Origin of the sequence: Yinghuangia seranimata, from assembly GCF_029953285.1 — a bacterium.
Classification (GTDB): Bacteria; Actinomycetota; Actinomycetes; order Streptomycetales; family Streptomycetaceae; genus Yinghuangia; species Yinghuangia seranimata.
The window spans coordinates 73259-99532 of record NZ_JASAOI010000026.1 but is presented as its reverse complement, the minus strand read 5'-3'; the positions used below and the strand labels follow the sequence as shown (position 1 = coordinate 99532).

General features: G+C 72.9%; 28 protein-coding genes. 6 read left to right on the top strand and 22 right to left on the bottom strand.

Annotated features, from left to right (window positions below):
• Positions 1-29: 29 nt before the first annotated feature.
• From QI554_RS17775 to dacB, 12 genes are all read right to left on the bottom strand, one after another.
• Positions 30-1295 carry a hypothetical protein gene (locus QI554_RS17775; RefSeq protein WP_281470995.1) on the bottom strand — a complete coding sequence of 422 codons (1266 nt, stop codon included), beginning with the start codon at positions 1293-1295 and terminating at the stop codon, positions 30-32.
• Positions 1296-1541: 246 nt separating this feature from the next.
• Positions 1542-2036 carry a DUF3180 domain-containing protein gene (locus QI554_RS17770; RefSeq protein WP_281470993.1) on the bottom strand — a complete coding sequence of 165 codons (495 nt, stop codon included), beginning with the start codon at positions 2034-2036 and terminating at the stop codon, positions 1542-1544.
• Positions 2033-2563 (bottom strand): 2-amino-4-hydroxy-6-hydroxymethyldihydropteridine diphosphokinase, encoded by a 531-nt coding sequence (gene folK / locus QI554_RS17765; protein ID WP_281470991.1) that lies wholly within the window; start codon positions 2561-2563, stop codon positions 2033-2035. The genes QI554_RS17770 and folK overlap by 4 nt, the downstream gene beginning before the upstream one ends.
• 23 nt (positions 2564-2586) lie before the next feature.
• Positions 2587-2946 carry a dihydroneopterin aldolase gene (gene folB / locus QI554_RS17760; RefSeq protein ID WP_281471042.1) on the bottom strand — a complete coding sequence of 120 codons (360 nt, stop codon included), beginning with the start codon at positions 2944-2946 and terminating at the stop codon, positions 2587-2589.
• Positions 2947-3157: 211 nt separating this feature from the next.
• Positions 3158-3625: a nuclear transport factor 2 family protein gene (locus tag QI554_RS17755; RefSeq protein ID WP_281470989.1), complete on the bottom strand. Its 468-nt coding sequence runs from the start codon at positions 3623-3625 to the stop codon at positions 3158-3160.
• Complete coding sequence (folP, locus tag QI554_RS17750) at positions 3622-4452, bottom strand: dihydropteroate synthase (protein WP_281471041.1); 831 nt, start codon at positions 4450-4452, stop codon at positions 3622-3624. The genes QI554_RS17755 and folP overlap by 4 nt, the downstream gene beginning before the upstream one ends.
• Before the next feature lie 238 nt (positions 4453-4690).
• Positions 4691-5293, bottom strand: a complete 603-nt coding sequence (gene folE, locus QI554_RS17745; protein ID WP_425528001.1) for a GTP cyclohydrolase I FolE — start codon at positions 5291-5293, stop codon at positions 4691-4693.
• 8 nt (positions 5294-5301) lie between these two features.
• On the bottom strand, positions 5302-7371 hold the full coding sequence (ftsH, locus tag QI554_RS17740) for an ATP-dependent zinc metalloprotease FtsH (protein WP_281470986.1): 2070 nt from the start codon (positions 7369-7371) through the stop codon (positions 5302-5304).
• A 304-nt stretch (positions 7372-7675) separates the two neighbouring features.
• Positions 7676-8242, bottom strand: coding sequence for a hypoxanthine phosphoribosyltransferase (gene hpt / locus QI554_RS17735; protein ID WP_281470985.1), 567 nt, complete (start codon positions 8240-8242; stop codon positions 7676-7678).
• Between the two features lie 29 nt (positions 8243-8271).
• Positions 8272-9246 carry a tRNA lysidine(34) synthetase TilS gene (gene tilS, locus QI554_RS17730; protein WP_281470984.1) on the bottom strand — a complete coding sequence of 325 codons (975 nt, stop codon included), beginning with the start codon at positions 9244-9246 and terminating at the stop codon, positions 8272-8274.
• Positions 9247-9457: 211 nt separating this feature from the next.
• Positions 9458-10558, bottom strand: coding sequence for a zinc-dependent metalloprotease (locus QI554_RS17725; RefSeq protein ID WP_281471040.1), 1101 nt, complete (start codon positions 10556-10558; stop codon positions 9458-9460).
• Positions 10559-10679: 121 nt separating this feature from the next.
• Entirely contained in the window at positions 10680-12218 is a 1539-nt protein-coding gene (gene dacB / locus QI554_RS17720) for a D-alanyl-D-alanine carboxypeptidase/D-alanyl-D-alanine endopeptidase (RefSeq protein ID WP_281470983.1), read from the bottom strand.
• Positions 12219-12490: 272 nt separating this feature from the next.
• On the opposite strand from dacB, the gene QI554_RS17715 reads away from it, so the two are divergent.
• Positions 12491-12982, top strand: a complete 492-nt coding sequence (locus QI554_RS17715; RefSeq protein ID WP_281470982.1) for an inorganic diphosphatase — start codon at positions 12491-12493, stop codon at positions 12980-12982.
• 73 nt (positions 12983-13055) lie between these two features.
• On the opposite strand, the gene QI554_RS17710 is transcribed toward QI554_RS17715, so the two are convergent.
• On the bottom strand, positions 13056-14018 hold the full coding sequence (locus tag QI554_RS17710) for a C40 family peptidase (protein WP_281470981.1): 963 nt from the start codon (positions 14016-14018) through the stop codon (positions 13056-13058).
• Positions 14019-14051: 33 nt separating this feature from the next.
• Between QI554_RS17710 and QI554_RS17705 the strand changes: the two genes are divergently transcribed.
• Positions 14052-14336: a hypothetical protein gene (locus QI554_RS17705; protein ID WP_281470980.1), complete on the top strand. Its 285-nt coding sequence runs from the start codon at positions 14052-14054 to the stop codon at positions 14334-14336.
• 518 nt (positions 14337-14854) lie between these two features.
• On the opposite strand, the gene QI554_RS17700 is transcribed toward QI554_RS17705, so the two are convergent.
• The 3 genes from QI554_RS17700 to QI554_RS17690 form a co-directional block, all read right to left on the bottom strand.
• Positions 14855-15802, bottom strand: a complete 948-nt coding sequence (locus QI554_RS17700) for a YncE family protein (protein ID WP_281470979.1) — start codon at positions 15800-15802, stop codon at positions 14855-14857.
• 46 nt (positions 15803-15848) lie between these two features.
• A complete protein-coding gene (locus tag QI554_RS17695; RefSeq protein WP_281470978.1) occupies positions 15849-16478 on the bottom strand; it encodes a DedA family protein in 630 nt (209 codons plus the stop codon).
• 97 nt (positions 16479-16575) lie between these two features.
• Positions 16576-17463, bottom strand: a complete 888-nt coding sequence (locus QI554_RS17690; protein ID WP_281470977.1) for an alanyl-tRNA editing protein — start codon at positions 17461-17463, stop codon at positions 16576-16578.
• A gap of 95 nt (positions 17464-17558) precedes the next feature.
• Between QI554_RS17690 and QI554_RS17685 the strand changes: the two genes are divergently transcribed.
• The gene (locus tag QI554_RS17685; RefSeq protein ID WP_281470975.1) at positions 17559-18347 is read left to right on the top strand and encodes a hypothetical protein; all 789 of its coding nucleotides are present in this window, start codon (positions 17559-17561) and stop codon (positions 18345-18347) included.
• A gap of 43 nt (positions 18348-18390) precedes the next feature.
• On the opposite strand, the gene QI554_RS17680 is transcribed toward QI554_RS17685, so the two are convergent.
• Together QI554_RS17680 and QI554_RS17675 are read right to left on the bottom strand one after the other, a co-directional pair.
• Positions 18391-19371: an LLM class flavin-dependent oxidoreductase gene (locus QI554_RS17680; RefSeq protein WP_281470973.1), complete on the bottom strand. Its 981-nt coding sequence runs from the start codon at positions 19369-19371 to the stop codon at positions 18391-18393.
• Between the two features lie 115 nt (positions 19372-19486).
• Positions 19487-19990 carry a MarR family winged helix-turn-helix transcriptional regulator gene (locus QI554_RS17675; RefSeq protein WP_281470972.1) on the bottom strand — a complete coding sequence of 168 codons (504 nt, stop codon included), beginning with the start codon at positions 19988-19990 and terminating at the stop codon, positions 19487-19489.
• Between the two features lie 181 nt (positions 19991-20171).
• On the opposite strand from QI554_RS17675, the gene QI554_RS17670 reads away from it, so the two are divergent.
• The gene (locus tag QI554_RS17670; protein ID WP_281470971.1) at positions 20172-21071 is read left to right on the top strand and encodes an SDR family NAD(P)-dependent oxidoreductase; all 900 of its coding nucleotides are present in this window, start codon (positions 20172-20174) and stop codon (positions 21069-21071) included.
• 83 nt (positions 21072-21154) lie between these two features.
• The gene (locus QI554_RS17665) at positions 21155-22075 is read left to right on the top strand and encodes a TIGR03619 family F420-dependent LLM class oxidoreductase (protein ID WP_281470970.1); all 921 of its coding nucleotides are present in this window, start codon (positions 21155-21157) and stop codon (positions 22073-22075) included.
• 68 nt (positions 22076-22143) lie between these two features.
• Here the strand turns inward: QI554_RS17665 and QI554_RS17660 are convergent, their stop codons facing one another.
• Together QI554_RS17660 and QI554_RS17655 are read right to left on the bottom strand one after the other, a co-directional pair.
• Positions 22144-22860, bottom strand: a complete 717-nt coding sequence (locus QI554_RS17660) for a L,D-transpeptidase (RefSeq protein WP_281470969.1) — start codon at positions 22858-22860, stop codon at positions 22144-22146.
• A gap of 166 nt (positions 22861-23026) precedes the next feature.
• The gene (locus tag QI554_RS17655) at positions 23027-23914 is read right to left on the bottom strand and encodes a TIGR03854 family LLM class F420-dependent oxidoreductase (protein WP_281470968.1); all 888 of its coding nucleotides are present in this window, start codon (positions 23912-23914) and stop codon (positions 23027-23029) included.
• 275 nt (positions 23915-24189) lie between these two features.
• Between QI554_RS17655 and QI554_RS17650 the strand changes: the two genes are divergently transcribed.
• Entirely contained in the window at positions 24190-24537 is a 348-nt protein-coding gene (locus QI554_RS17650) for a hypothetical protein (protein WP_281470967.1), read from the top strand.
• Positions 24538-24543: 6 nt separating this feature from the next.
• Here the strand turns inward: QI554_RS17650 and QI554_RS17645 are convergent, their stop codons facing one another.
• Positions 24544-25059 (bottom strand): methyltransferase family protein, encoded by a 516-nt coding sequence (locus QI554_RS17645; protein WP_281470965.1) that lies wholly within the window; start codon positions 25057-25059, stop codon positions 24544-24546.
• 507 nt (positions 25060-25566) lie between these two features.
• On the bottom strand, positions 25567-26196 hold the full coding sequence (locus QI554_RS17640; protein WP_281470963.1) for a TetR/AcrR family transcriptional regulator: 630 nt from the start codon (positions 26194-26196) through the stop codon (positions 25567-25569).
• Between the last annotated feature and the right edge of the window lie 78 nt (positions 26197-26274).

Sequence of the window (26274 nt, the reverse complement as noted above, 5' to 3'; positions counted from 1 at the left end):
CCACACGGATCGGCCCGTCGCCTGTCGGCTCAGGCGTGCTTGCGGTCGTCGACGATGCGCGGCAGCTGCTCGGTGTCGTCGTGCGCGGTCAGGTCGACCGGGATCGCCCGGCCGGTGCGCGGCTCGTGCGTGACCAGCTGTCGGGGGACGACCGGCACGGGCACGATCGCGGCCACGACGGCCTCTTCCGCTTCTTCGGCTTCGACTGCTTCTTCGGCTTCGACCGCTTCGACGACGCCCTCGGCCTCGACCACGGCGTCCACCGGCGCGTCGTCCACCGCGTCGACGGGCTCCGGCTCGGGCTCGACGTGCGCCGGGCGCCCGAAGAAGTCGAACGACGTCTCCCCCGTCACGAGCGCCAGCCGGGCGTTCGTGTTCCGGACGGTGTCGGCGACGTCCTGGACGACGCGGGCGACCGCCTCCGCCGGGTCCGCGGGGTCCGCGGGGTCCGCCGGCATCGCGGCGACAGCGGGTTCCAGCGCCTCGACGCCCAGGTCGAGGTCCTCGGCCGGCTCCTCCGGCACGGCCGGGACCGCCACCCCGCTCGGCGCCGGCCGCAGCGGGACCAACTCGGCGGCGAGGCGCGGCTCGGGCACGCGTGCCGCGGGGACGGCCTGCGGCGGGGCGATCCGGGGCATCGGACGCGGGGCCGCCACGGGACGCGGCGCCACCGGAGCCGGCGCCGGAGTGGCGGGAGCGGAGGCCGCAGGCTTCGGGGCCGCGGAACGCGGGGCCGCCGCACCGAACATGCCTGCGGCGTACGCCGGGACGAGCCCGTCCACGGAGATCGGCCGGTGCCGGACCGGAGCCGCCGGGGCCTGCGCCCGGTGCCGTTCGCGGGCCTGACGTTCGAGCGCGGTCAGTGCCGCCGCCCCGCGCGCGAACAGCTCGGGGGTGAGGGCGACCGGGCGCGGCGGGAGGGCCTTCTGCAGCTTGTCGATGCCGGAACGCAGGCCGCGTTCGCGCTCGCGCGCGGTGGCCAGTTCACGCTCCCGGTCGGCGAGCCGGCGCAGCGTCTCCTCGCGCGCGGCGGTCGCGCCGGTCAGCGACTCGGCGAGGCGCTCGCCGTCGCGGCGGCGCCGCGCGAGGTCGTTGCCGTATCCGCGGCGGCTGCGCCACAGGATCGCGGCGACACCACCGGTCGACGCCACGGCGCACAGCACGGCGACGCGAAGCAGCGTCGCGCCGCTGCCGACAAGGGCGAGCAGCACTGCGGCGAGTGCGGGCGCGAGTGCCCCGGCCAGCACGGATATGCGCTGGAGGGCGGAGGACTGGCGGTGACGTCCACGAGACATGAAGGTGACATTAACGCGGCCGGATGGGCGAACGCATAACGCCACACCGATTGCTGACTATGTGTCGACAATGTCACTGGCACATCGATCCGTGGCAGCGGTACTCGCGGGTAGCCACGAGTTCCGGCCGCCCCTTCGGGCCCCGGGACGTGCCCTTTCGGGCAACAGCCGGGCGGCGTCGCCGGGAACGACGCGCGCCGCCCGCGAGGTCGCGGGCGGCGCGAGAAGGAAACGGTCGGGACGGACTCAGTGCCGGTTCGAGCCCTGGGCCCCGTTCGGCGGCTTGTCCTCGTCCTCGGGGACGCGGCACACCCGCTCCAGGAACAGCGCCGCCAGCACCAGCAGCACCGCCGCGCCCACGGAGTACCCGCAGCGGGCGGCCTGCTGGCGCCGCACCTCGTTGTCCAGGTGCATCCACAGGTACAGGCCGTACCCGCCGTACAGGCCCGCGATCAGCGCCGCGACCAGCGAGCTGGCCTTCGCGAACACCACCGCCCGCGCGGCCGTCAGCGGATCGACCGGCTTGGCGTCCACGCGCCGCTCGCGCTGCGCCTTGAAGCGCGAGCGCAGCGCCAGCCCGGTCGCCAGCGCGACCCCCGCGAGCAGCAGCAGCACGAACGGCGCCAGCACCGGGACGCCCGGGGGCGTGCCTCGGGTCAGCCACAGGTTTATGCCGCCGTACGCCAGCGCGCCGGTCGCCACGGCGACGCCGAGCAGCACGGTGGGACGCGTCGGCTTCACTCCGGGAGCCTCAGCTCCAGGTCGTCGCGCCGCTCGACGCCCGCGGTGCCCAGCTTCGCCAGCAGGTCGGCGACCCGGCCGCGCCCCGGCAACTCGGCGTCGGGGTCCGCGTCCAGCCACGGCGCGAGCACGAACGCCCGCTCGTACGCCCGCGGGTGCGGCAGCGTCAGGTGCGGGTCGTCGGAGACCTGCTCGGCGTAGGTGATGATGTCCACGTCCAGCGTGCGCGGGCCCCAGTGCTCGGCGCGCACCCGCTGGAAGGCCTCCTCGACGGCGTTCGCCCGGTCCAGGAGCATCTCCGGGGGCAGGAACGTGTCGACCAGGACGACCGCGTTGAAGTAGTCCGGCTGGTCCTCCGGACCGCCCACCGCCTCGGTCACGTACAGCGGTGAGACGACGTTGACCCGGATCCCCGGGGTGTCCGCGAGGGCGTCGATCGCCCCCTGCAGGTTCTCTCTCCGGTTGCCCAGGTTGCTGCCGAGCGCAAGTACCGCGCGGTGCGGGCCGCTGAGGGCCTGCATCCGCATCAGAGTGTCCGTCCCCAGATCCGTCACACACGACTCCGAACAATCGTTACGGTCACATCGTCGAACGGCACGGTGATCGGGGCGTCCGGCTTGTGCACGACCACCTCGACCTCCTCGACCTGCTTGTGTGCCAGGCACGCGTCGGCGATCTTCTGCGCCAGCGTCTCGATGAGGTTGACCGGCTCGCCCTGGACGACCGCGACGACCTCCTCGGCGATGACGCCGTAGTGCGCGGTCAGCTCCAGGTCGTCGCCGGCCGCCGCGGGCCGCGTGTCGATGCCGAGCACGAGGTCGACGATGAACGTCTGGCCTTCCTCACGCTCGTGGTCGAACACCCCGTGGTGGCCCCGGGCCTTGAGTCCCCGCAACGCGACGCGGTCCAGCATCAGGTCTCGCCCTCCTCGGCGCACAACGTTCCTGTCCGGCGCACTCGGGGGCTGCTCGATGGTGCTCGATCGCCTTGGTGCCCTACGAATGTACCCAGGCAGGCCGACAGGATTCCCCGGGTGGGGTGCCCAACGGCCTGCTCGGACGGGGTGCTACGCAATCGCCAACACCCGTACACCCCGTCTTCATCCCCTGTCGCGCGAACGGCTAGATCTCTTCCTCGGCGTCCGTCTCCGCGAGCACCGGCGAGGCGTGGTGCAGCCACAGCCGCCACTCGCCGTCGCGGCGCCGGAAGATGTTCGTCACGACCGCCTGACCGCCCGCGAAGCCCGCGTCGTCGCCGCCATCCTCCTCGCCCATGCCGGTGAGCAGGCTCGCCGTGCACGACAGGATCGCGACGTCGCCGTCCAGGGTCACCTGCACGTCGGTGAGGAAGAACTGCACGTAGCTGGTGTTGGCCATGATCAGGGCGTACGACCGCAGCACCTCGGTGCGGCCGCGCAGCACCGGCCAGCCCGGGTGCACGCATGTGATGGTCGACGCGTCCGGGCCGTCGGCCCATATGGCGCCGAGCCGGTCGAGGTCGCCCTCCTCGACGGCGGTCCACAGCGCGAGGTTGAGGTCGCGCACCTCCACCGCGTCCGGGGACAGCAGCTCGTCCTCCGGCCCGGTCATCGGGCCGCCTGCCAGGCAGCGGCCACCCGTACCGCGTCACGCGAGGCCGGAACCTCGTGCACCCTTACCCCCCAGGCCCCGGCGGCCGCCGCGAGGGCGGTCACCGCGGCGGTCGCGTCGTCACGGCCGCGCGGTGCGCGCAGCCCCTGGTCGTCGGCGAGCAGCCGGCCGAGAAACGCCTTGCGCGACGCCGCCACCAGCAGTGGTCGGCCCAGCGCGATGAGCGCCTCCAAGTGCGCCAGCAGCTTCCAGTTGTGCTCGGCGTTCTTCGCGAAGCCGAGCCCCGGGTCGAGGATCACCAGGTCGGGGTCGACCCCGGCGGCGACCACCCGGTCCATGCGCTCGGCGAGCTCCTTGCACACGTCCTCGACCACGTCGTGGTACGCGGCCTTGTCCTGCATGTCGCGACTGTGCCCGCGCCAGTGCATCACCACGACCGGCACGCCCGCCTCGGCGACGAACGCCGCCATCGCCGGGTCGGCGAGCCCGCCGCTCACGTCGTTGACCACCAGGGCGCCCGCCTCGACCGCGGCGCGCGCCACCTCGACGCGCATCGTGTCGACGCTGACCACCGCCCCGGCGTCGGCCAGCTCGCGCACCACCGGCACGACGCGGCGCAGCTCCTCGTCCAGCGGGACGCGCTCGGCGCCCGGCCGGGTCGACTCGCCGCCGACGTCGATCAGGTCGGCGCCCTGCGCGAGCAGCTCGTGGCCGCGCGCGATGGCCTCGGCGGGGTCGAACCACAGGCCGCCGTCGGAGAAGGAGTCGGGGGTCACGTTGACCACGCCCATGACCGCGCAGCGGCCGAAGTCCGGGAGCCCCCTCACCAGGGGTGGCCTCGGTCCGGTGCGTCGGTGCTCCAGGCCTTGGCCTACGGTGCCCCCTTCGGACTCGGTCGTCGCTGTCATGGCACCCAAGCGTAGGGGCAAAGGGGGTCCGGTCCGATCAGGCTTGGCAGCGCGCCGTGGGGCCACCGCAACCACGAAAGCACGCCAAAACGCCACACACCGGACATCCATCCGGTGTGTGGCGTAGGTGCGACGTCTGTGTGGCGTCTCTGCGGGGTCAGCGCTGCAGGATCAGGCTCATCGCCTCGGCGCGCGTCGCCGCGTCGAGCAGCTGGCCGCGGACCGCCGAGGTGACGGTCTTGGCGCCCGGCTTGCGGATGCCGCGCATGGTCATGCACATGTGCTCGCACTCGAAGACGACGATCACCCCGCGCGGCCGCAGGATGCGCACCAGCGCGTCCGCCACCTGTGTGGTCAGCCGCTCCTGGACCTGCGGGCGCTTGGCGTACACGTCGACCAGCCGGGCCAGCTTGGACAGGCCGGTGATCTGGCCGTCCTCGGACGGGATGTAGCCGACGTGCGCGACCCCGTGGAACGGCACCAGGTGGTGCTCGCAGGAGCTGTACACCTCGATGTCCTTGACCAGCACCATCTCGTCGTGGCCGAGGTCGAAGGTGGTGGTCAGCACGTCCTCGGGGTTCTGCCGCAGCCCCGCGAATATCTCGCGGTACGACCGGGCCACCCGGGCGGGCGTGTCCTTGAGCCCGTCGCGGTCGGGGTTCTCCCCGACCGCGATCAGCAGCTCGCGTATCGCCCGCTCGGCGCGGTCCTGGTCGAACTCGCCGACGGCGCCGCCCTCTTCGAGGGTGACAGGGTCGATCGTCACGTTCAGCTCTCTCCAGCGTCGGACGGCCCCTCGGACACTCCCGTGCCCGGCGCACCGCCGGTGTTTCCGGATCCCGAGGTCACGCCCCCTGCCAGGGCGCCCGCGCCGTTGCTGCCGTTGACGGTCAGTTCCTTCGGGGTCATGACCGGCGGGCGGCTGGACGGCTTGCGGCGGCTGGACCCGGTCCACGCGGGACGGGCCGGCCGCTTGACGACCGGGGTGAAGATCTCCGCGACCTCGTGGCGGTCGAGGGTCTCCTTCTCCAGCAGGGCGAGCACGAGGTTGTCGAGCACGTCGCGGTTCTCGACGAGGATCTCCCACGCCTCGTTGTGCGCGCCCTCGATGAACCGCTTGACCTCTTCGTCGACGATAGCCGCGATCTCTTCGGAGTAGTCGCGCTGGTGGCTCATCTCACGGCCGAGGAACGGCTCCGAGCCGTCCTGGCCGAACTTGATGGCGCCGAGCCGCTCGGTCATGCCGTACTGCGTGACCATCGCGCGGGCGAGCGCGGTGGCCTTCTCGATGTCGTTCGACGCACCGGTGGTCGGGTCGTGGAAGACCAGCTCCTCGGCCGCGCGCCCGCCCAGCATGTACGCCAGCTGGTCGAGCATCTCGTTGCGGGTCGTGGAGTACTTGTCCTCTTCCGGCAGGACCATCGTGTAGCCGAGCGCGCGGCCGCGGGACAGGATCGTGATCTTGTGCACCGGGTCGGTGTTCGGCAGCGCGTGCGCCACCAGGGCGTGGCCGCCCTCGTGGTACGCGGTGATCTTCTTTTCCTTGTCGCTCATCAGGCGGGTGCGCTTCTGCGGGCCCGCCACGACGCGGTCGATCGCCTCGTCGAGCGCCTTGTTGTCGATCAGCTTCTGGTTGCCGCGCGCGGTGAGCAGCGCGGCCTCGTTGAGCACGTTCGACAGGTCGGCGCCGGTGAAGCCCGGGGTCCGCTTGGCGACGGCCTTGAGGTCGACGTCCTCGGTGACCGGCTTGCCCCTGGCGTGCACCTTGAGGATCGAGTGGCGACCTTCGAGGTCGGGGCGTTCGACGGCGATCTGCCGGTCGAAGCGGCCCGGGCGCAGGAGCGCGGGGTCGAGGATGTCGGGCCGGTTGGTGGCCGCGATCAGGATGACGCCGCCCTTGACGTCGAAGCCGTCCATCTCGACGAGCAGCTGGTTGAGCGTCTGCTCGCGCTCGTCGTGGCCGCCGCCGAGGCCGGCGCCGCGGTGCCGGCCGACCGCGTCGATCTCGTCGACGAAGACGATCGCCGGGGCGTTCGCCTTGGCCTGCTCGAACAGGTCGCGGACGCGGGAGGCGCCGACACCGACGAACATCTCGACGAAGTCCGAGCCGGAGATCGAGTAGAACGGCACGCCGGCCTCGCCCGCAACGGCGCGCGCCAGCAGCGTCTTACCGGTTCCGGGCGGGCCGTACAGCAGCACACCCTTGGGGATCTTCGCGCCGACCGCCTGGAACTTCGCGGGCTCCTGCAGGAACTCCTTGATCTCGTGGAGCTCCTCGACCGCCTCGTCGGCGCCCGCGACGTCCGCGAAGGTCGTCTTCGGAGTGTCCTTCGAGATGAGCTTGGCCTTGGACTTCCCGAAGTTCATGACCCGGGACCCGCCGCCCTGCATCTGGTTCATCAGGAACAGGAAGACGATCACGATCAGGGCGAACGGGAGCAGCGAGAACAGGATGCTGACCAGCGCGCTCTGCTTGCCGATCTTGACGGTGTAGCCGTCCGGGATCTGGCCCTGGGCGGCGGCATTCGTCAGCTTGTCGGCGATCGTCGCGCCCTGCTGGTCGTTCAGGTACGACGACTTGATCTTGCTGCTGCCGTCGATCTTGATCTGCTTGCCGGTGGCCGGGTCCTTCTTGAGCGACAGCTCGACGGCCTGGTCGTTGCCGCCGATGATCTTGGCGCTCTGGACCTGCTGCTTGTCGATCGCCGAAATGACCTGGCTCGTGTCGACACCCTTGTAGCCGCTCGACGAACCGACGAGCTGCATCAGGACGAAGACAGCAAGTACGGCGAGCACGACCCACATGATCGGCCCGCGGAAAATGCGCTTGACGTCCATTCATGCGGGGCTAAAGCCGCCCCGTCCCTCCTGCCAGCTCCTTACCCGGAGACCTGCTGGCCCCCAGGCTCACTGCCCTGTCCGGTGTCGCACACGAGTCGCATACGAAGTGTCACTGCGTATGAAGGTACACCGGCGGTCGCCGCGGCACCGCGCCGCGCTTCGCCCTGCGGGCGAAGCGGCACGGTCGAACGACTCCCGCTGGTCCCTCCAACGAGAGGAAACCGTTCCCTTGTTCCCGGAGCGGTCGGACGCTATTCCGGATGCTGCCCGAACGGGGGCCGGATCCGCCGGATCCGCGGGGTCAGTGCGGCTTGTTGCCCGCGTAGACGTGCTCCGCCAGCGTGCCGACGAAGGGCAGGTTGCGGTAGCGCTCGGCGTAGTCGAGGCCGTACCCGACGACGAACTCGTTCGGGATGTCGAAGCCCAGGTACTTCACCGGGATGTCGACCTTGGCCGCCTCGGGCTTGCGGAAGAACGCGCACACCTCGAGCGACGCGGGGCCGCGCGACGCGAGGTTCGCGAGCATCCACGACAGGGTGAGCCCGGAGTCGATGATGTCCTCGACCACCAGGATGTGGCGGTCGGCGATGTCGGTGTCGAGGTCCTTGAGGATCCGCACGACGCCCGACGACTTGGTGCCCGAGCCGTAGGACGAGACGGCCATCCAGTCCATCTTGACCGGGGAGTGCATGGCGCGGGCCAGGTCCGCCATCACCATGACGGCGCCCTTGAGAACCCCGACGAGCAGGACGTCCCGGCCCTCGTAGTCGCGGTCGATCTGCTCGGCGAGCTCGCGCAGCTTGGCGTTGATCTCGTCCTCGGTGACCAGCACGCGAGCGAGGTCGGTGCCCATGTCTTTCTCGTCCACCAGTGCTCTTCCGTTCAAGCTTGCGAAGCTTATGAGGGTCGGTGGAAGAGAAGCTTTCCACATCGCCGGCGTATCTCCACGCCGCCGGGCAGGTTGATCGGGCCCTGGCCGTGCCACGAGGTGACCAGCCTCTCGACGGTGTCGATGTGCCGGGCGAACAGGTCGCCGGGCGGCGAGCCGGTGCTGATGGCGGTGCGGCGCAGTACCCGGCGGCGGACCGCGGCGGGCAGTTCGGCGAGTGCGGCGACCTCCAGGCCGCCGTCGTCCCGGGTGACCTCGGCCTGGGCGCGGTCGGCCCACGCGTCGAGCGCGTCCGCGTCGTCGCGGAACAGGCGGGCGGTGCGGGCCAGCGACTCGCTGATGCCGGGGCCGAGCGCCTTCTCCAGCGCGGGCAGCACGTCGTGCCGGACCCGGGCGCGGGTGTACGCGGGGTCCGCGTTGTGCGGGTCGTCCCACGTCGCGAGGTTCTGGGCGACGCACGCCGCGCGGGTGGTGTCGCGCGCCACGCCCAGCAGGGGCCGTTGGTAGTGGCCTATGACCTTGGGCATGCCGGCCAGCGAGCGCGCGCCCGAGCCGCGGGCGAGCCCGAGCAGCACGGTCTCCGCCTGGTCGTCGAGGGTGTGCCCGAGCAGCACCGCGGCGGCACCGTGCCGCGCGGCGGCCAGGTCGAGCGCCTCGTACCGCGCGTTGCGCGCCGCCGCCTCGGGTCCGCCGCGCCGGCCCACCCTGACCCCGAGCGCCTCGACCGGGTCGAGGCCCAGCTCGCGCAGCCGCGGCACGAGGTCGACGGCGCGGCGCGTGGACCCGGGCTGCAGCCCGTGGTCGACGGTGATCGCGCCCGCGCGGATGCCGGCCCGCGGCGCCTCGAACGCCGTGGCGGCGGCGAGCGCGAGCGAGTCCGCCCCGCCGCTGCACGCCACCAGGACGAGGTCGCCGGGGTGCAGGGCGCGCAGAACATCGCGGACGGCGACCCGGGTCGCGGCGACGGCGGGATGCGGTCCCACGTGCTCCTCCTGGGGGTGTCACGGGCGCTGGAGTAAGGCAGGCGACGGGCGGACGGCGCCGGGGCCGCGACATGAGGCGGCGCTCAGCGGTGGTGCCGTGGCGGGGCGCGAAAAAGCGGGCCCGAGCCTTCTCTCCAAGCTACGGCACGCACTGGCCCGACCGCGTGAAGCTTTCGGAGTGTCGCACCGGAAAGTAGTCGCCCGGATACTCTCAGTTGGTTCCCGAGCGCGTCCCGTGCACCCGGTCGACCCACGTCTGCGGATCGGCCACCTCGGCGCGTGTCGGCAGCGTGTTGGGCGACGTCCAGACCCGGTTGAAGCCCTCCATGCCGACCTGGTCGACGACGGTGCGGACGAACCGCTCGCCGTCGCGGTACTGGCGCAGCTTGGCGTCCATGCCGAGCAGCCTGCGCAGCGCGAGGTCGAGGCGGCCGGTGCCGCGCGCGCGGCGCTGCTGGAACTTCTCGCGGATCTCCGCGACGGTCGGGATGACCTGCGGGCCGACGCCGTCCATGACGTAGTCCGCGTGGCCCTCGAGCAGCGACATCACCGCCGTGATGCGGTGCAGGATCTCGCGCTGCACGGGGGTCTGGACGAGTTCGACGAGCGAGGTGTCCTGCTGCGCGTCGTCCCGGCGGGCGCCGACGAGGGCCTGCGCGGCCTCGCGGAAGCGGCGCAGCATCGCGGCCGGGTCGACCTCGGTCTCGGTGAGGAAAGCGTGCACTTCCTGCTCGAGGTGGTCGCGCAGCCACGGCACGGCGGTGAACTGGGTGCGGTGGGTCTCCTCGTGCAGGCACACCCACAGCCGGAAGTCCCTCGGGTCGACGTCGAGTTCGCGTTCGACCTGGACGATGTTGGGGGCCACCAGCAGCAGTCGGCCGGCGGGCGCGGGGCCGTCGGGGGTCGGGTCGCCGACGCCGGGCGCGAACGTCTCGTACTGGCCGAGGACGCGCGCGGACAGGAACGAGAGCAGCGTGCCGAGTTCGACGCCGGTGACCTTGCTGCCGACGCCGGACAGCGCGTTGCCGCCGGGGATGGTCTCGCGGCGCTCGTTCATCTTGTCCAGCAGCGGCCGCAGCACGTGCCGGAAGCCCGCGACGTTCGCGCGCACCCAGCCGGGCCGGTCGACGACGAGCACGGGGGTGTCGTTGCCGCGGGTGTCGAGGCGCGTGAACGTCCGCACGTGGCCCTCGGATTCGCCGGCGTGCACGCGCAGTTCGGCGACGACGGCGCGGGCCTCGTCCCGTGTCACCTCGGGCCCGGAACGCACCAGCCGGTTCGCCGTCGCGACGGCCAGGTCCCAGTCGATCATGTCCGCACCGCTCGTCATACGGCCACCGTACGTGCAACAGCGGTCCCCGCGCTGCGCAGGAGAGCCGTTTGGCCCGGCGTTCGAGGCGAATCCGCCGCGGCGCGGCGGGATCGGGGCCGGGTCATCCGGCCGCGGCGCCGGACGGTACGGCCGGCGGCGCGGCGGGCGGCGCGGCGGGCGGCGCGGTGCCGCAGCCGCAGTCGGCCAACGCGGCGGCGAGCTTGTCGAGCGGGGTGCGCGCGGCCTCGGCGTTGCCGGGGATCTGGTCGGCGAGGAACGCGAACGCGAGCAGCCGCCCGTCCTTGTCGCGCACTATCCCGGCGAGCGTGCTCACGCCCGTCAGCGAGCCGGTCTTGGCGCGGACGAGCCCGGCCGCGTCGGTGGCGCCCTTGGCGTCGAACCGCTCGGTGAGGGTGCCGGTGAAGCCCGCGACGGGCATGCCGGTGAGGGCGGGGCGCAGCGTCGGGTGGGCGGGCGACGAGGCGAGGGTGAGCAGCTGGGTGAGCACGGCCGGCGGCAGCTTGTTGGCGCGGTTGAGGCCGCTGCCGTCGTTGAGGGCCATCTGCCCGAGGTTGACGCCGAGCCCGGTCAGGACGTCGCGCACGGCCTCGGTGCCGCCCTGGAACGAGGCGGGCCTGCCCTTCGCGAGCGCGACCTGGCGGATGAGGGCCTCGGCGATGTCGTTGTCGCTCGCGGTCATCATCTGCTCGACGACGGCGGCCATCGGCGGGGACTGCACGGCGGCGAGCTCGGCGCCGGGTGTGCCGGGGGCACCGGCGGGCGGCGCGGTGCCGGCCGTGGCCTTGCCGTTGACCGCGATGGACTGCTTCGCGAGCAGCTGCGCGAACTGGTCGGCGGCCTTGCCGGCGGGGTCGGTCTGGCGCGTGCCGGGTACGGCGGTCTTGGTGGCGTCGACGCGGCCCTCGTCGGCCATGAGCGGGACGACCGGGGCGATGTTGTCGTTGACGCCGATGGGGTGGCTGACCGGGCCGGTATACAGCGACGTGTCGTACTGCAGCTTGACCTGGGTGACGCCGGCCGCGCGCAGGGCGTCGGCGGTGGCGAGCGCGAGCTGGTCGAGGCGGGCCGGGCTGTAGGCGCCGGCGTACGCCTTGCCGTCGAGCCCGGACAGCGTCGGGTCGCCGCCGCCCACCAGCACGATGGTGCCGGGCTCGGAGCCGGCGACGACGCGGGTGGCGATCCGCTTGTCGGGGCCGAGCGCGGCGAGCGCCGCGACCGCCGTGGTGATCTTGGTCGTGGAGGCCGGGGTCGCGCCGCGGTCGGCGTCCGAGGCGAACAGCGGGCGCCCGGTGACCGCGTCGACGACGGAGACCGCCACCTTGCCCTTGCCGCCGAACAGCGGGTCGGCGAGCAGCGGCATGAGCGCCTGCTGCACGCCCGCGTCGGTCGGGGCGGGCCCGGCGGGGTTCTCGTCGACCGGGGCGAGGACCGGCGCTGTGATACGCCTCTCACTCGCACCGCCGCCCGGATACGCGCCGGCCGCCTGCGCGGGCACTCCGGCGCCGCTGTCGCCGTGCTCTCCGTGGTGCTCGGAAACGCGATAACCGTTACGCCAAGGACCTGCTGCCCACACCGCGAGAACGGCGAGCAGGACACCGGCGATGGTCGCCGCCAGGGCCACCGTCCTCACCCTGGGCACGCGCGACCAACCCCTTTCGACAGTCGTAAACCACGGTCCGCTTCGGCAGCCCGCTCGGGCATGCGAGACACTGTCAGCAGACTAGGTTCTGTTCGGGGTTCCGGCAGGACTCCCGTCACCCTCCCGGGGGTGCGGGACTCCCCCGCCGCCACACCGCCCACCGTCCCTACTAGGCGGCCGGGTGTCCGCAGTCCGCAGGGTGTCCTGCTGGATGCACTGCGGACTTTACGGACAGACCCTAACAATCCCGCCCGACCATGGATGGAGGAGCCTTGGAGTTCGACGTCACCATCGAGATCCCTCGGGGTTCGCGGAACAAGTACGAGGTGGACCACGAGACCGGTCGCATCCGGCTCGACCGCATGCTGTTCACCTCGACGCGGTACCCGGCCGACTACGGCTTCATCGAGGACACCCTGGGTGAGGACGGCGACCCGCTGGACGCCCTGGTGCTGCTGGAGGAGCCGACGTTCCCCGGCGTGCTGATCCGCTGCCGCGCGATCGGCATGTTCCGCATGACCGACGAGGCCGGCGGCGACGACAAGGTCCTGTGCGTCCCGGCGACGGACCCGCGCATGGAGCACCTGCGCGACATCCACCACGTGCCGGAGTTCGACCGCCTCGAGATCCAGCACTTCTTCGAGGTCTACAAGGACCTGGAGCCCGGCAAGTCGGTCGAGGGTGCCGACTGGGTCGGCCGCACCGAGGCCGAGGCCGAGGTCGAGGCGTCGTTCAAGCGCCTCAAGGAGTCGGGTCACCACTGACCCGCACACGCTGCACATGAGGGCGGCCGCCGGAGCTTCCGGCGGCCGCCCTCGCGCGTCCGGCCGGCGGGGCTCAGGGGCGCGCATAGAAGTCCGGCGTGCCCATGGAGAACATGCCGCTGACCTTGACCACGGCGCCCGGGTTCGGGGCTTGGATCATCAGGCCGTCGCCGAGGTACATCGCCACGTGGTGGATGTCCTGGGCACGCGGGGTCTCGGTCCAGAAGAGCAGGTCGCCCGGGCGCAGGTCGGCGTAGCGGAGCGGACGGCTCTCGGCGTACTGCGTCGCGGCGAAGTGGGTCAGCTCGACGCCCGCGCGGCGCCACGCCTGCATCACCAGGCCCGAGCAGTCGAAGCCGTCCGGGCCCTCGCCGCCCCATACGTACGGCTTGCCGAGCTGCGCCTTCGCGTACGCGATCGCGGCCGCCGCGCCGGCGCGCACCGGCGCCGAACCGCCCGGGCGGGGCCTGGACTGCCCCTGGTCGCGCCGCGGTTCGTCCCGACGGGCCTGCGCGGCACGGTCCTCCGCGCGGCGGCGGGCCTCCTCCTCGGCCCTGCGCTGCGCCTCGGCGGCGAGGCCCTCCTGGCGCTGCCGCTCCAGTTCGACGGACGTCCCGCGCGCGGCGGCGAGTTCGGCCACGAGGCGGGTCTGCCGGGCGGCGAAGTCCTGGACCTGGCGCTCCTGCTCGCCGACCTTGTCGGCGGCCGCCCGGTACGCCGCGGCGACCGCGTCCGCGGCGTCACGCGCCACGCGGGAAGCCTCCGCGGCGGCCTGCCGCGCGGTGGCGGCCCGCCTGGCGGCGTCGGCGCTGCGGCGCACGGTCTCGTCACGCTCGTGCAGCGCGCGCCGGACGGCCTCGGCCCGCAGCACGGCGTCCGCCGGGGTACCGGAGTCGAGCAGGACGCCCAGGGCGCTGAGCCGGGTCCCGCCGTCCCGACGGTACGACTCGGCCGCGAGCCGCCCGAGCCCGACACGGGCCTCCTCGGCGGCCGCCCCCGTGGCCACGACCCCGGCCTGCGCCGCCTCCAACGCCACCCCCGCGTTCCGAGCCCGCGCCTGCGCCCCGTTGTGCGCCTCAACAGCGCGCGCAGCCTCCACCCCGAGCCGATCGAGCTCACCTCGGGCCCGGTCGAGCTCCCCCTGGATCCGGTCGACGTCAGCGGCCCGATCGTGCACCTCGCGCTGCGCGCGGGCGACCTGGTCGGCGCCGGGATACCCACCCGGGTCATCCGCAACGGCAGGCCCGGCCAGCAACACCAGCGCAAACCCCACCGGCGGCGCCCCACGGGCAACCGACCGGAACAAGGCATTCCGCTTGTGGGTCACACCAGTCACGCTAGTTACATTGAGTGACTTCCGCATCACGAGATGTACATTTAGCCCGATCAGCCGACAGACCGGCCTCCGGCCGTGAACGAGCCACCCGTGGAGCTGACGGCAGCGCAAGCCTGCGTGCCGGGGCGGGCGCAGGCCGCGAAAGGGCAGGCGAGATCGCCGCGGGTCACCCGGGCCGCAGAGGCACTACCTCCGGCGCCGTCCCGCATCGGACGGCCAGCAAGCGAGCGCTGCCGCATCGCCGACCAGCTCGACAGCGTCGCCCGCCCGGCGGGAGGAGCCGCGCAGCAAGCGCGAGCCCGTCGGGTGCAGCGAGCGACCGCGCAGGGGCTGCGCGGGCATAACCGTCGCGCCAGGCGGCTCGTCGGGGCAGGGCCCGGGTTCAGCGGATGAACACGCCCGTCGCCGCACGCCACAGGCGGCGGTCGGCGGCCACCCCGGTGCCGTCGCGGAGCGGCTGGCCGACGAGCGAGGGCCGCCGCCTCGTCGCTCGGCGTCCGCACAGCCGTCGCGCCAGGCGGTTCGTCGGGGTGGGGTCAGCGGGTGAAGACGCCGGTTTCGGCGCGCCAGAGGCGGACCAGGCCTGTGTCGGGGTCGGCGGTTACCCAGGTGCCGTCGTGGCGGACGACGAGCCAGGCGCGTTCGGTGGTGTCCGGGTATTCGATCTCGGCGACCGGGCGGAGGTCGGGGACGGAGAAGACCAGGTGGCGCTGGTCGGAGGAGGCGGCCAGGACGCGGTCGGGGCCGAGGAAGCCGGCGTAGAAGTCGAAGACCTCGTCGTCGCCCGGCAGCAGGGTGCCGGGTTGGCGGGCCGCGACGATGCCGCCGTCGGGGGAGCGCAGGAGGGCGAGCGGGCCGTCGCCGTACGGCGTCGTCAGCATGAGCCCCGAGCCGGGCTGGATGTCGATCAGGATGCGTGGCTCTTCGGACGCCGGGAGTTCGCGTGCCGGGCCGGTGCCGTCGGAGGCGACGAGGAAGATCCGGTACGCGTCGTCGCCGTGCCCGGACGCGACGCCGACGTGGATCCCGTCGGGGTGCGGTAGGAGTTCGGAGCCGACGGTCTGCGCCGGCAGTGCCGCGGAACGCCGCACGGTGCCGTCCTTGGCGTCGAACAGCGCGCACACGTCGGCCTCTTCGGTGCGCAGCACGGCCCACACCGCGCGGGCGTCGGTGCTCACGACGCACGACCCGGACTCCTCGAACTCCCAGTCGGCGTGTGGGTGCGACCAGATCTGACGCCCGGTCATGTCCAGCACGCAGACCCGGTCGGGCCCGGACGCCGCGACGAAGGACAGGTCGGGCGCGACCGCGTGGCCGCCCTTCCAGTCGCTCGGGAGCGCGATCCTCCGCACGGTGGCGAGCGAGTCGTCCAGGACGAGCAGCTCGCCGTCTTCGGTGTGCGCCAGCCATGCCGACGCGCCGGGCACCCGGTCGAGGCTCCACAGGGGCGGCAGCGAGGTCTGCGCGGCGAGGTGAGGACGCATGGGCAGACGGTACCGCCGCCAAGCACGCGGTTGTACGCCGCCGGGGTCAGGCGGCCCGCCCGGCACGGGCACGGAGCACCTCGACGGCGATCGGGAGCACCGACACGGCGACGATGCCGACGAGGATGGCCTCGACGTTGTCGCGGACGAACCCGACCTGCCCGAGGAAGTAGCCGAGCACGGTGACGCCGCACGCCCACAGCACGCCGCCGACGACGTTGTAGACGACGAAGGTGCGGTACCGCATGCCGGCGACGCCCGCGACGACCGGTGTGAACGTCCGCACGATCGGCACGAACCGCGCGAGCACGATCGAGCGCGGCCCGTGCCGTTCGAAGAACGCGTGCGCCTTGGCGACGTTCTCCTGCTTGAACAGCCGGGAGTTCGGGCGCCGGCCCAGGCCCGGCCCGATCCGGCGCCCGAACAGGTACCCGACCTGGTCGCCGGCGACCGCGGCGGCGACCAGCAGGAGGCAGACCAGCCACAGCGGCTGCCCGAGGTACTCGCCGTCGGCGACCAGCAGGCCGGTGGTGAACAGCAGCGAGTCGCCCGGGAGGAAGAACCCGACGAGCAGCCCGGACTCGGCGAAGACGATCGCGAGGATGCCGAGGAGGCCGAACGTCGAGATCAGGTGCTCGGGGTCGAGCCAGGCGGGCCCGAGGCTGAGGGTGGTCACGGCGGCCTTCCGGTCAAGGTCATGGAAAAGTAAAGAGAATCTTTTCCGGAAGTAACGTGGGCCGCCGTGACCCGGTTCCCGCCGCCCCCGCGGCGGCTCAGCCCGCCGCCGTCACCGCCGTGCGGGCCACCAGCTCCGTGCCGTCCTCCGACAGGTCCAGCTCGACGACGACGGACGCCAGGTCGGCCAGGCTGTGCGCGTGGCTGCCTCCGCACGGGATGTGCGCGTCGCCGTCCGGCAGCGCGCAGTGCCACACGCGGCGCGCGGTCAGCGCGGTGTCGGGCACCTCCAGGCGCACCTCGGCGCCGGTCGCCAGCCACCCGGCCAGCGTCGCGTTGGCGCGCGCGGCGACGTCCGGCAGCGCCGCGGCGAGGTCCTCGGTGCCGAAGCCCTTCTTCCGCAGCGACTTGCCGATGCGGTACTCATCGCGGCTGGCCCACTCGGCGATCTTCGAGGTGTCCATCGCCAGCTGGTCGAAGTCGGGGCGGCCGAGCGCGTCCGTGCGGACCTCCTTGCGCCAGCGGTCGGCGAGCGCCTCGTTGAGCGCGAACGCCATCAGGTGGCACGCGGTGTGCCCGGCGCTGAGCGCGGCCCGGCGCTCGGCGTCCACCGACAGCACGGCGTCCTCGCCGACCAGGGACTCCGGCTCGACGCCCGGCACCGCGTCGACGACGTGCAGGACGAGCCACGCCCACGCCTCGTCGCCACGCCGCACCGGGATCTCGGCGGCCACCGCGAACTCGCCGTCCGGGCCGACCCCGCCGGTCTGGCAGTCCACGACCGGCAGCTCGCGGCCGGCGACGGTCAGCGTGCCGGAGTCGGCGGGCTGGTCGGGCCACGTGTGGTCGAGCGGGTGGAAGGGCGTCTCGGCGACGACCACCGCCCACCTGCCGTCCGGGAGGACGGGCACCGCGAGCACCGGGGACTTGCCGGTGACCTCCCCGGCGGGGTAGCTGACGGCCGTAGAGGTGGTTGGGAGGGACATGCCCGGCGCTCCTTACAGCGTGAGGTGGACGGCTCCAGCACACTCGATCATGTATCGAAACCGGCTCATCCAGAAAGTTCGGGGCAAGACGACGGATGCACGCGTACCTCACCACCGCCCACACCGCCGCCGAGCCGGTCTTCCGGACGGTCGTCATAGCGGCCGCGCCGGCGGACGTGAAGGTCAGCACGGACACCAACCCGGTGCGGCACGCGATCGGCTGGATGGTCCTCGCGTTCATCCTGACGTTCCTGCTCACCCGCACCATCACCCGGATGATCCGGGCCGGCAAGGGGCCGTTCCGCAACATCGGCGGCGGCGGGGTGCACGTCCACCACCAGGTGTTCGGCATCTTCATGATGCTGATCGCGGGTGCGGCGGAGTTCGCGTACGAGCCGGGCGGCGTCGCCCGCGGCATCCTGGCGGCGTTGTTCGGCGCCGGCGCGGCGCTCACGCTCGACGAGTTCGCGCTGTGGGTCTACATGGACGACGTCTACTGGTCGGCCGAGGGCCGCAAGTCGGTCAACGCCGTCCTGGGCGCGGCGGGGATCGGCCTGCTGCTGATGCTCGGCGCCAACCCGTTCGACATCGGCCCGGGCGACAGCGTGCCGGTGGCGTTCTTCGTGATCGCGATCAACCTGGCGTTCGCCCTCGCGGCCATCTTCAAGGGCAAGGTGTCCACGGGGCTGATCGGCATCCTGGTGCCGTTCGTCGCCATGGTGGGGACGGCGCGCATCGCAAAGCCGGACTCGCCGTGGGCACGCTGGCGCTACCCGGAGGGCTCACGCAAGCGCGAGAAGGCGCTCCGCCGGTTCCCGCCCGGGGAGCGCACGTGGTGGGACAGGTTCAAGGACCTGGTGGCCGGCGCGCCCACCGGGCACTAGCGGGCCGCCGGGGCCGGACGGGCCGGCCCCGGGGCACCGGTGCTCACAGGTTGGGGATGACCTCGGTCTCCAGCAGGCGCAGGCTCTCCCAGCCGAGCTCCGGCGGGATGCCGCCCATCATCGGGTGGAACAGGCCGAACGCGACGTCGCCGGCGGCCTTCAGCTCGTCGACGTACTGCTCGGGGGTGATGACGCGGTACTGCCCGGTCGCCTTGAGCGCCTCGACGCTGTCGACCCGCGCGTAGCCGCCCGCGCCCTCGGTGCCGGCCGCGGCCATCATCTCGCCGTAGGCGTTGACCTCGTGCATCGCGTAGGGCGCGATGCGCTCCCAGTCCGCCTCGGGGTCCTTGGACAGGTGCAGGAAGCCGGTGTCGCCGCCGAAGTACGGGCCCGGGTCCTCCTGGCCGAGCTTGAGCTTCTCGTCGCGGTAGAACTCCCACAGGTCCGGGTTGGACGGCATGAAGCCGTCGGCGATCCGGGCCGCGCGGCGCGCCGCCGCCTCGACGCTGCCGCCGAGGATGATCGCCGGGCCGCCCGCCTGGAACGGCGTGGGCGTGACCTGGACGGTGCGGCCGCGGAACTCGAAGGGCTCACCCGTCCACGCGGCGCGCAGCGTGTGCACCATCTCGGTGGTCAGCTTGGCGCGGTCCTTCAGCGACCGGTCGAACATCGCGAACTCGGGCCCGTAGTAGCCGTTCGCGAGGACGACGCTGACCCGGCCCTGGCTGATGAGGTCGACGACGGCCAGTTCCTCGGCCATGTGCAGCGGGTCGTGCAGCGGGGCCGGGATGGCGGCGATGGTGACCAGCATGTTCTTGGTGCGCGACGCGATCGCGGCGGCCATCGGCAGCGGGCGCGGCAGGTAGCCGTCGGCGGAGCCGTGGTGCTCGGACAGGGTCACCATCATGAAGCCGCGCTCCTCGGCCCAGGAGACCATGTCCAGCGCGGCCGCGTAGCGCTCGCCCATGGTGGTGCCGGCGAACGCCGGGTTCCGGAAGTCGAAGCGAAGCGCGAACACAGCCATGCGGTTCTCCTGATCCGGCGCCCGCGGCCCGGCGGACGCCCCGTGCCCAGTGGAGCTGATGGAGCGTCAGGCTAGTGTCACGGGCCGTCGAGAGCCAGATGCTTGACGCAATCCGTCATTCCGGTTGGCGTGCGTCCGAGGTCACGGCGTACGCGGCCTCGGCCGGCCCGCCGTCGGCGTCTAGCGCCCGCGCGAGCAGGGTGCGCAGCGTGCGGCGGTCGGCGTCGGACAGGCCGCGCAGCGGCGGCTCGACGGCGAGCCGCTCCAGCAGCGCGGCGCGCACCGCGTGCCCCTCCTCGGTGAGCAGCACCTGCTTTGCGCGCCGGTCGCCGGGCAGCGGGGCGCGGCGGACCAGGCCGCGTTCTTCCAGGCGGTCGACGACGAAGGTGACGTTGGGCGGCTCGCAGCACATGCGGCGGCCGAGCTCGCGCATGCCGGCCGGCTCGGCGAGCTCGTACACGGCGTTGGCCTGTGCGGAGGTGAGTCCGGTCGCGGCGGCGCTGGCCGCGAAGTGCGCGTCGAGCCGCGCGGTCGCGGCGTACAGCAGCGGGGTCAGGCCGGGCAGGCCCGCGCCCTGCGGCACCACACCGCGCCGGCCACCCGTTTCGCGCTCGGTCATGAGCGGGACCCTATCGTGCGAGCCCGAATGATTACAGCTCGAATGTTTTGCGATATAACGGCCTGGCAGGCGGACTGACGATGAGTCAGATCCGCCGTCGGGTGCCGGGGACCGCGCCCGCCCAGGACCACGCAGGAACCAGGCACCACCGACGCAGCACGGCACGAAAGGCGGTCCATCGATGACCGGACCACTCCCCCGCCCGGGCGAGCTCCCCCTCGCCGGCCGGATGGCGCTCGTCACCGGAGGCAGCGGCGGCATCGCGTCCGCCTGCGCGGCACGGCTGCTGCGCGACGGCTGCTCGGTCACCCTCACCGCCCGCCGCGAGGCCGAACTCGCCGCGACCGCCGACCGGTTGCGCGCCCTCGCCGCGGACGGCGCGGAGGTCCGGTGGGTCGCCGGAGACGCGTGCACCGCCGACGGCGTGCGCGCCGCGGTGGCGGCGGCCACCGCCCCCGCGAGCCAGGAGGGCCCCGACGGCCGCCTCGACATCTGCGTCGCCACCGTCGGCGGCGGCACCCTGGCCCCGATCCTCGCGATGGACGACGACGCCTTCGCCGAGGACCTGAGGCGCAACACCGTCAGCGCGTTCCTCGCGGTCAAGTACGCGGCGCCGGCGATCGCCGCGTCCGGCGGCGGCTCGATCGTCGCCGTCTCCACCGTGTCGGCCCGGCTGTCGTGGCCCTACCTGGCCGGCTACGCGGCCGGGAAGGCCGGGCTCGAGGCGCTGGTCCGCGTCGCCGCCGACGAACTCGGCGCGGCGGGCGTCCGCGTCAACGCCGTGCGCCCCGGCCTCGTCCGCTCCCAGGAGGACTCCGGGATCTTCCGCGACGAGGCGCTCGTCGCGGACTTCGTCGCCCAGATGCCGCTCGGACGCACCGGTCTGCCCGACGACATCGCCGAGGCCGTCCGGTACCTCGCCGGCCCCGAGTCGTCGTGGACCACCGGGCAGTCGATCGCCGTCGACGGCGGCCACGAACTGCGCGCCGCCCCGTCGTTCGAGGCGTACGCCCGGGCCGCGCTCGGCGACGCCGTGGTGGACGCCGCACGCGCCGGCCGCGTCCCGCCGGCCCGGCCGTGACGCACTTCGAACGCCCGATCCACACCCCGCACCTGGCCGGACCCCGACCGGCCGCACACGCTCGTACCGGCACTGGAGGACTCATGAGCACCGACGTACAACTGTCCATCGGCCTGCCCAACTTCGGCACATGGCCGCAGGGCGACTGGCGCGGCTTCATCGACGTCGCGCGCGCCGCGGAGGACGCCGGCGTCGACCGCGTCGTGCTCGTCGACCACGTCGTCATGGGTCCGCACACCGACAAGTACGTGTGGGGCCGCTTCCCCACCCCGCCCGAGGCCGCGTGGCCCGAACCGCTCAGCCTGCTCAGCGCGATCGCCGCCGTGACGGAGCGGATCCGGCTCGCGACCGGCATCCTCATCGCCCCGCTGCGCGGCGCGACGCTGCTCGCGAAGACGGCCGCCACCATCGACCAGATCAGCGGCGGCCGCCTCGAACTCGGCGTCGCCACCGGATGGCAGCGCGAGGAGTACGACGCGGCCGGCCTCGCCTGGGACCGGCGCGGACAGCTGCTCACCGACACCCTCGCGGCGTGCAAGGCGCTGTGGACGCAGACCCCGGCCGCGTTCGAGTCGCCGACGGTCGGTTTCACCGACACCTACTGCGAGCCCAAGCCCGTGCAGCCGGGCGGCGTTCCGCTCTGGATCGGCGGCAGCCTCAACAAGCGCAACCTGGCCCGCATCGTCGACTCCGGCGACGGCTGGATCCCGATCATGGGCCTGTCCACGCAGGACATGGCGCGCGACGTCGAGACCGTCCGGGCCGCGCTCGCCGACGCCGGGCGCGACCCGGCGGCGCTGCGCGTCCAGGGCCCGGTCCCGATGGTCAAGGGCGACGACGGGCGCTTCGACCTCGCCCGCACGATCGACAACGTGCCCGAGGTCGTCGCGGCCGGCGCGACCGCCGTGCACCTGCCGATCCAGGCGTTCTGCGCGGAGCCGAAGGAGGCGCCGGAGTTCTTCGCCGAGGCGCGCCGACTGCTGGACGCCGTGCTCGCGCGCTGACCGCGCACACGCGAAGGGCGGCGCCACCGCAGGGTGGCGCCGCCCTTCCACGTACGTCCGTCGGTCGGCTACGAGCGGTACACGATCACCTTGTCGCCGATCCGCGCCTCGTTGAACAGCTGCTGGATCAGCGCCTTGTTGCGGACGTTCACACAGCCGTGCGACGCGCCGTTGTAGCCGTTGGCGGCGAAGTCCGGCGAGTAGTGCACGGCCTGGCCGCCGCTGAAGAACATCGCGTACGGCATCGACGTGTGGTAAATCGTCGAGACGTGGTCCTTCGACTTCGACTGGACCGTGAACGCGCCCTCACGGGTGGGCAGTTCGGCCGAGCCGAAGCGCACCTCCGTCGAGTACTGCGGAACGCCGTCGATGACCCAGGTCAGCCGGCGGGTGGTCTTGTCGACGCACATCGCGCGGCCGGTCATGCAGCGCGCGTCGAGGTTGCCGGCGGCGGGCTTGGCGGGCGGCTTCGTGGTCGCCGGCTTGCTGGTGGTCGGCTTGCTCGTCGTGGGCTTGGCCGTCGTCGGCTTCGCGGTCGGTGAGGCGCTGGTCGCGGGTGCGGACGAGCTCGCCGACGCGGACGGCGACGCGCTCGCGCTGGTCGTGGGCGCCGAGGTCGACGGCGATCCGGCCGGGGACGCCGCCGCCGAGGAAGGCGCCGCGCTCGCCGACACCGAAGGCTGCGCCTTGGCGTCGTTCTTGTCTGACGAAGAGCCGGAACTGCACGCAGAGGCGGCCAGAATTACCGCCACCGCCGCGGCCACCGATATGCGTGTCTTCTTCAAAGCCCTTCAACCCCTCATTGACCTGCATGGATGCGTGTGTCGTGCGCTTCTGCCCGATTGACGCGATCAGCCGAAGCTCAGGTTGCACCCGCTATGTCTCAGGTCTGTCACCAGAATGCGCGCGCCAGGAAACGCGGTTTCGCGGGCCCTCGGCTCCGGCGGTCCGTCACGTCTCGAGCGGCGACATCTCCTGGCAGAACTCGTCCAGGAACGCCTCCCACGACGCGGGCGGGGTCGCGGGGCGGATCACGAACTTGCTGATGCCGCCCGCCACGCAGTCCCGCACGAACCGGCGCGCGGCCGCCCAGCCGACCGGCACGAGCTGCGCGGGATCCACGTCTGGCTGCCGCTCGCGGAGCGTGCGGACGAGCGCCTCCGGATAGTCGCCGAACGCGACCGGGAGGCTCAGCCCGAAGTGGTCGTCCTCGACGACCCGCCCCGCCTCGGCCGCCGCGGCCTCGATCGCGACCCGGCCGCGCGCCGCCTCGTCGGGCGTCACGGTCGCCGCGAGCCACCCGTCCGCGAGCCGCCCCACCCGGCGCAGCGCCGCGGGCCCGCTTCCCCCGAGCCACAGGTCGAGCGGACGCTCGACGCGGGGCCGGACGGTGATGCCCTCACACGCGAAGAAGGCTCCCTGGAACGTCACTTGCTCCTCGCCGAGCAGGCGGCGGAGCAGCGTCAGCGCCTCGTCGAACACGTCGCCGCGGCGCCCGGGCGCGGGGAACAAGGGCCGCTCGAACGCCCGCGCGTGCTGCAGTCCGAACGCGGGCAGGATCCGCCCCGGCGCGAGATCGGCGAGCGTGGCCAGCTCCTTCGCCACCGCCACGGGGTTGCGCCCGGGCAGGACCGAGACCCCGGTCCCGAGCTTGAGCCGCGCCGTGCGGCCGGCCGCGAAGGCCATGCCCACATGGGGGTCGGGCAGGTCGCTGGTGACGGTGTCGGGCAGCCACAGCGAATCGACGCCGAGCTTTTCACAACGGTCGACGAGCGCCCCGAACGAGACCTCGTCAGCGGGATTCCGGGGACCGAGCCCGACGCCGACGCGTATTTTCACCGCCCCACCGTCACCCGCACGCCCGGCCCGCGTCAACCATCGGCTTGCCGTCACCCGGGACGGCCCTTCTCGCCAGGAAAGTTCCTGTGTGTCCGCATACGATCGATCTAGATCACACATGAGCACTATCCGAGTGGGCGTTTTGCCAAAATGACACGTTTGGCCGAATAGCTCTCGGTTAGTCGTCAGAAGAAGCGGTACGGCATCGAGGCCGCCTCCCGCCCGGATCCACCGGGGCGTGGCGCGGCCTTCACCTCCGAACTCAGGCGGCGCACATGTACCTCGTCCTCGCCCTCGTGGCCCCGCTCGTCATGTTCGGCCTCATACCGGGCCTCGCCTGGTTCGAGGAACGCATGCTCGGGCCGGGAGCCACCGGCAGCCGCACCCCCGCGCCCGGCACGCAGGACGAGAGCCCGCCGCAGACCGCCGATCCCACCCCGCCGCCGGTCCTCGTCGCGGCCCCCGACCCCGCACCCGAGCCGATCCCCGCGCCGATCCCGGCGCAGGTGCTCGCCGCGGCCGCCGCACCCGACGAGGAACCCGCCGCGGACGTCCCGAACAAGCCCATCCGGCACAGGATGCGTCCGGTGCGGCGCCGCCTCCGCGGCCTGCGCGCGGCGTGACGGGGTTCAGGGCCTGGGTGCGGTCGGCACCCAGGCCCTGACCCGGGCGCAGTAGACGTCGTACTCGACCCCGAAGCGGCGCCTCAGCGCGGGCTCTTCATAACCCTTCACGAACGCGCCGAACAACACGCACAGCCCCAACGCATAGACGACGAGCACACCCCGCCACAGCACCGCCGCCTGACCGACGACGGCCGCGACGACGGCGATGTACATGGGGTTGCGGACGTAGCGGTACAGCCCGCCGACGACCAGGTGCACAGGCGGGGCGACGGGCGCCGGCGTCCCGAGCCCTTCCACGACGAACCGCACGAACGCGTGGACGAGCACCCCCGCCCCGCCCGCGAGCAGCACACCGCCGCACAACACGACGACCGACCGCACCGCACCGCCGAACGGCCCGGTGCCGCCGCTCCCCCACCCGGTCAACAACCACGGCACGACCCCTGCGACCATGCCGGGCGCGAGGGCGAAGAAGACTGAACTACCCAGTGCCGCAGTGCCTTTGCGCATGCGAGGCATAAGCCCATTGTGCCGCCGGGCGGACAGGGGCGCCGAGCCTGACGACGCGGTATCCGCGCCGCGCCTGACGACGAGGTGGCGCCGACGCCTTGCGGGCGCCGGCGTCCGACCTGCGCGAGGTCGAATGGCGGGAGCGACGTCGAGACGACTGGTCTGCGTGGTCCGGTCTCCCCGACACGGTCAGTGGCAGCGGCCGACTCCTGCGCCAGGGCTCGTCGCGGTGCCTTCCGACCCGCGAGAACCGTGCTCAGGGTGCGGCGTCACGACGCGCCGCGCGGACTGCGCGTCGCCGCTCCCGCGCGAGACCCCGATGGCCGGAAAGGTCACGTCGGGCCCGTCGACCGCAGGTGGCCGCTCGCGCGCTCCGACAGAAGCGCCACGGCGGCCCGCGCGGGTCGCGGGTCACCGGTCACGGGTCACCGGTCACCGGTCGCGGGTCGCGGGTCGCGGGTCGCGGGTCTCGGGTCAGGGGTCTCGGGTCGCGGGCGGCAACTCCGTGAGGCCTCGTCAGGCCCGCGGCGACGGCCAGGCGGCGATGGCGAGGTCGGCGATCGCTCGGAGCTGCTCGCGCGTCGCGCCGTCGCGTGAGCGTTGGGACATGCCCTGGAAGACGGCCGCGTAGAAACCGGCGAGCCCGGCCGGGTCGGTGTCCGGGGTGGTTTCGCCGGCGTCGCGGGCGGCGCGGATGCGGGCCTCCCATGCGTCGACGTTGGCGTTGCGGCGGGCGCGCAGGTCGGCTTCGATCTCGTCGCTCTGCTGGGCCACGTTCGTGCAGGCGCTGATCATCATGCAGCCGGCCGGGTGCGTCGGGTCGGCGAAGACGGCGGCGGCCTCGCGCAGGATGCGGGCGATGGCGCCGTACGCGGTGGGCTCCTCCTCCAACGCACGGCCGGTGAAGGCGCCGAACGTCTCGCCGTACGTGGCGACGACCTCGCCGAACAGGGCCTTCTTGTCGCCGAAGGCGGCGTACAGGCTCGGCGGGTTGATGCCCATCACGCGGGTCAGCTCGCCGATCGAGGTGGCCTCGTACCCGCGCTCCCAGAACAGCAGGGTGGCCTGCGCGAGCGCGGCCTCGCGGTCGAAGCCGCGGGGCCTGCCGCGCTTCGCGGGGCCGGTGGCCCGGGTCGTGGTCGCCATGCGGCCAGCCTATAGCACTCGCTACAGAATCCCCCCGGGCCGCGTCGGGCCCGCTCGGAGAGGCCCGCGCCCAAGCCG

Excerpts from the sequence above, each read along its gene's own strand:
- QI554_RS17775 (WP_281470995.1), bottom strand. The coding sequence starts at position 1,295 with ATGTCTCGTGGACGTCACCGCCAGTCCTCCGCCCTCCAGCGCATATCC.
- folK (WP_281470991.1), bottom strand. The coding sequence starts at position 2,563 with ATGCGGATGCAGGCCCTCAGCGGCCCGCACCGCGCGGTACTTGCGCTC.
- QI554_RS17680 (WP_281470973.1), bottom strand. The coding sequence starts at position 19,371 with ATGGCTGTGTTCGCGCTTCGCTTCGACTTCCGGAACCCGGCGTTCGCC.
- ftsH (WP_281470986.1), bottom strand. The coding sequence starts at position 7,371 with ATGGACGTCAAGCGCATTTTCCGCGGGCCGATCATGTGGGTCGTGCTC.
- QI554_RS17690 (WP_281470977.1), bottom strand. The coding sequence starts at position 17,463 with ATGTCCCTCCCAACCACCTCTACGGCCGTCAGCTACCCCGCCGGGGAG.
- QI554_RS17640 (WP_281470963.1), bottom strand. The coding sequence starts at position 26,196 with ATGGCGACCACGACCCGGGCCACCGGCCCCGCGAAGCGCGGCAGGCCC.
- QI554_RS17670 (WP_281470971.1), top strand. The coding sequence starts at position 20,172 with ATGACCGGACCACTCCCCCGCCCGGGCGAGCTCCCCCTCGCCGGCCGG.
- QI554_RS17685 (WP_281470975.1), top strand. The coding sequence starts at position 17,559 with ATGCACGCGTACCTCACCACCGCCCACACCGCCGCCGAGCCGGTCTTC.
- QI554_RS17650 (WP_281470967.1), top strand. The coding sequence starts at position 24,190 with ATGTACCTCGTCCTCGCCCTCGTGGCCCCGCTCGTCATGTTCGGCCTC.
- QI554_RS17725 (WP_281471040.1), bottom strand. The coding sequence starts at position 10,558 with ATGATCGACTGGGACCTGGCCGTCGCGACGGCGAACCGGCTGGTGCGT.
- QI554_RS17700 (WP_281470979.1), bottom strand. The coding sequence starts at position 15,802 with ATGCGTCCTCACCTCGCCGCGCAGACCTCGCTGCCGCCCCTGTGGAGC.
- QI554_RS17755 (WP_281470989.1), bottom strand. The coding sequence starts at position 3,625 with ATGACCGGGCCGGAGGACGAGCTGCTGTCCCCGGACGCGGTGGAGGTG.
- QI554_RS17665 (WP_281470970.1), top strand. The coding sequence starts at position 21,155 with ATGAGCACCGACGTACAACTGTCCATCGGCCTGCCCAACTTCGGCACA.
- QI554_RS17675 (WP_281470972.1), bottom strand. The coding sequence starts at position 19,990 with ATGACCGAGCGCGAAACGGGTGGCCGGCGCGGTGTGGTGCCGCAGGGC.
- QI554_RS17645 (WP_281470965.1), bottom strand. The coding sequence starts at position 25,059 with ATGCCTCGCATGCGCAAAGGCACTGCGGCACTGGGTAGTTCAGTCTTC.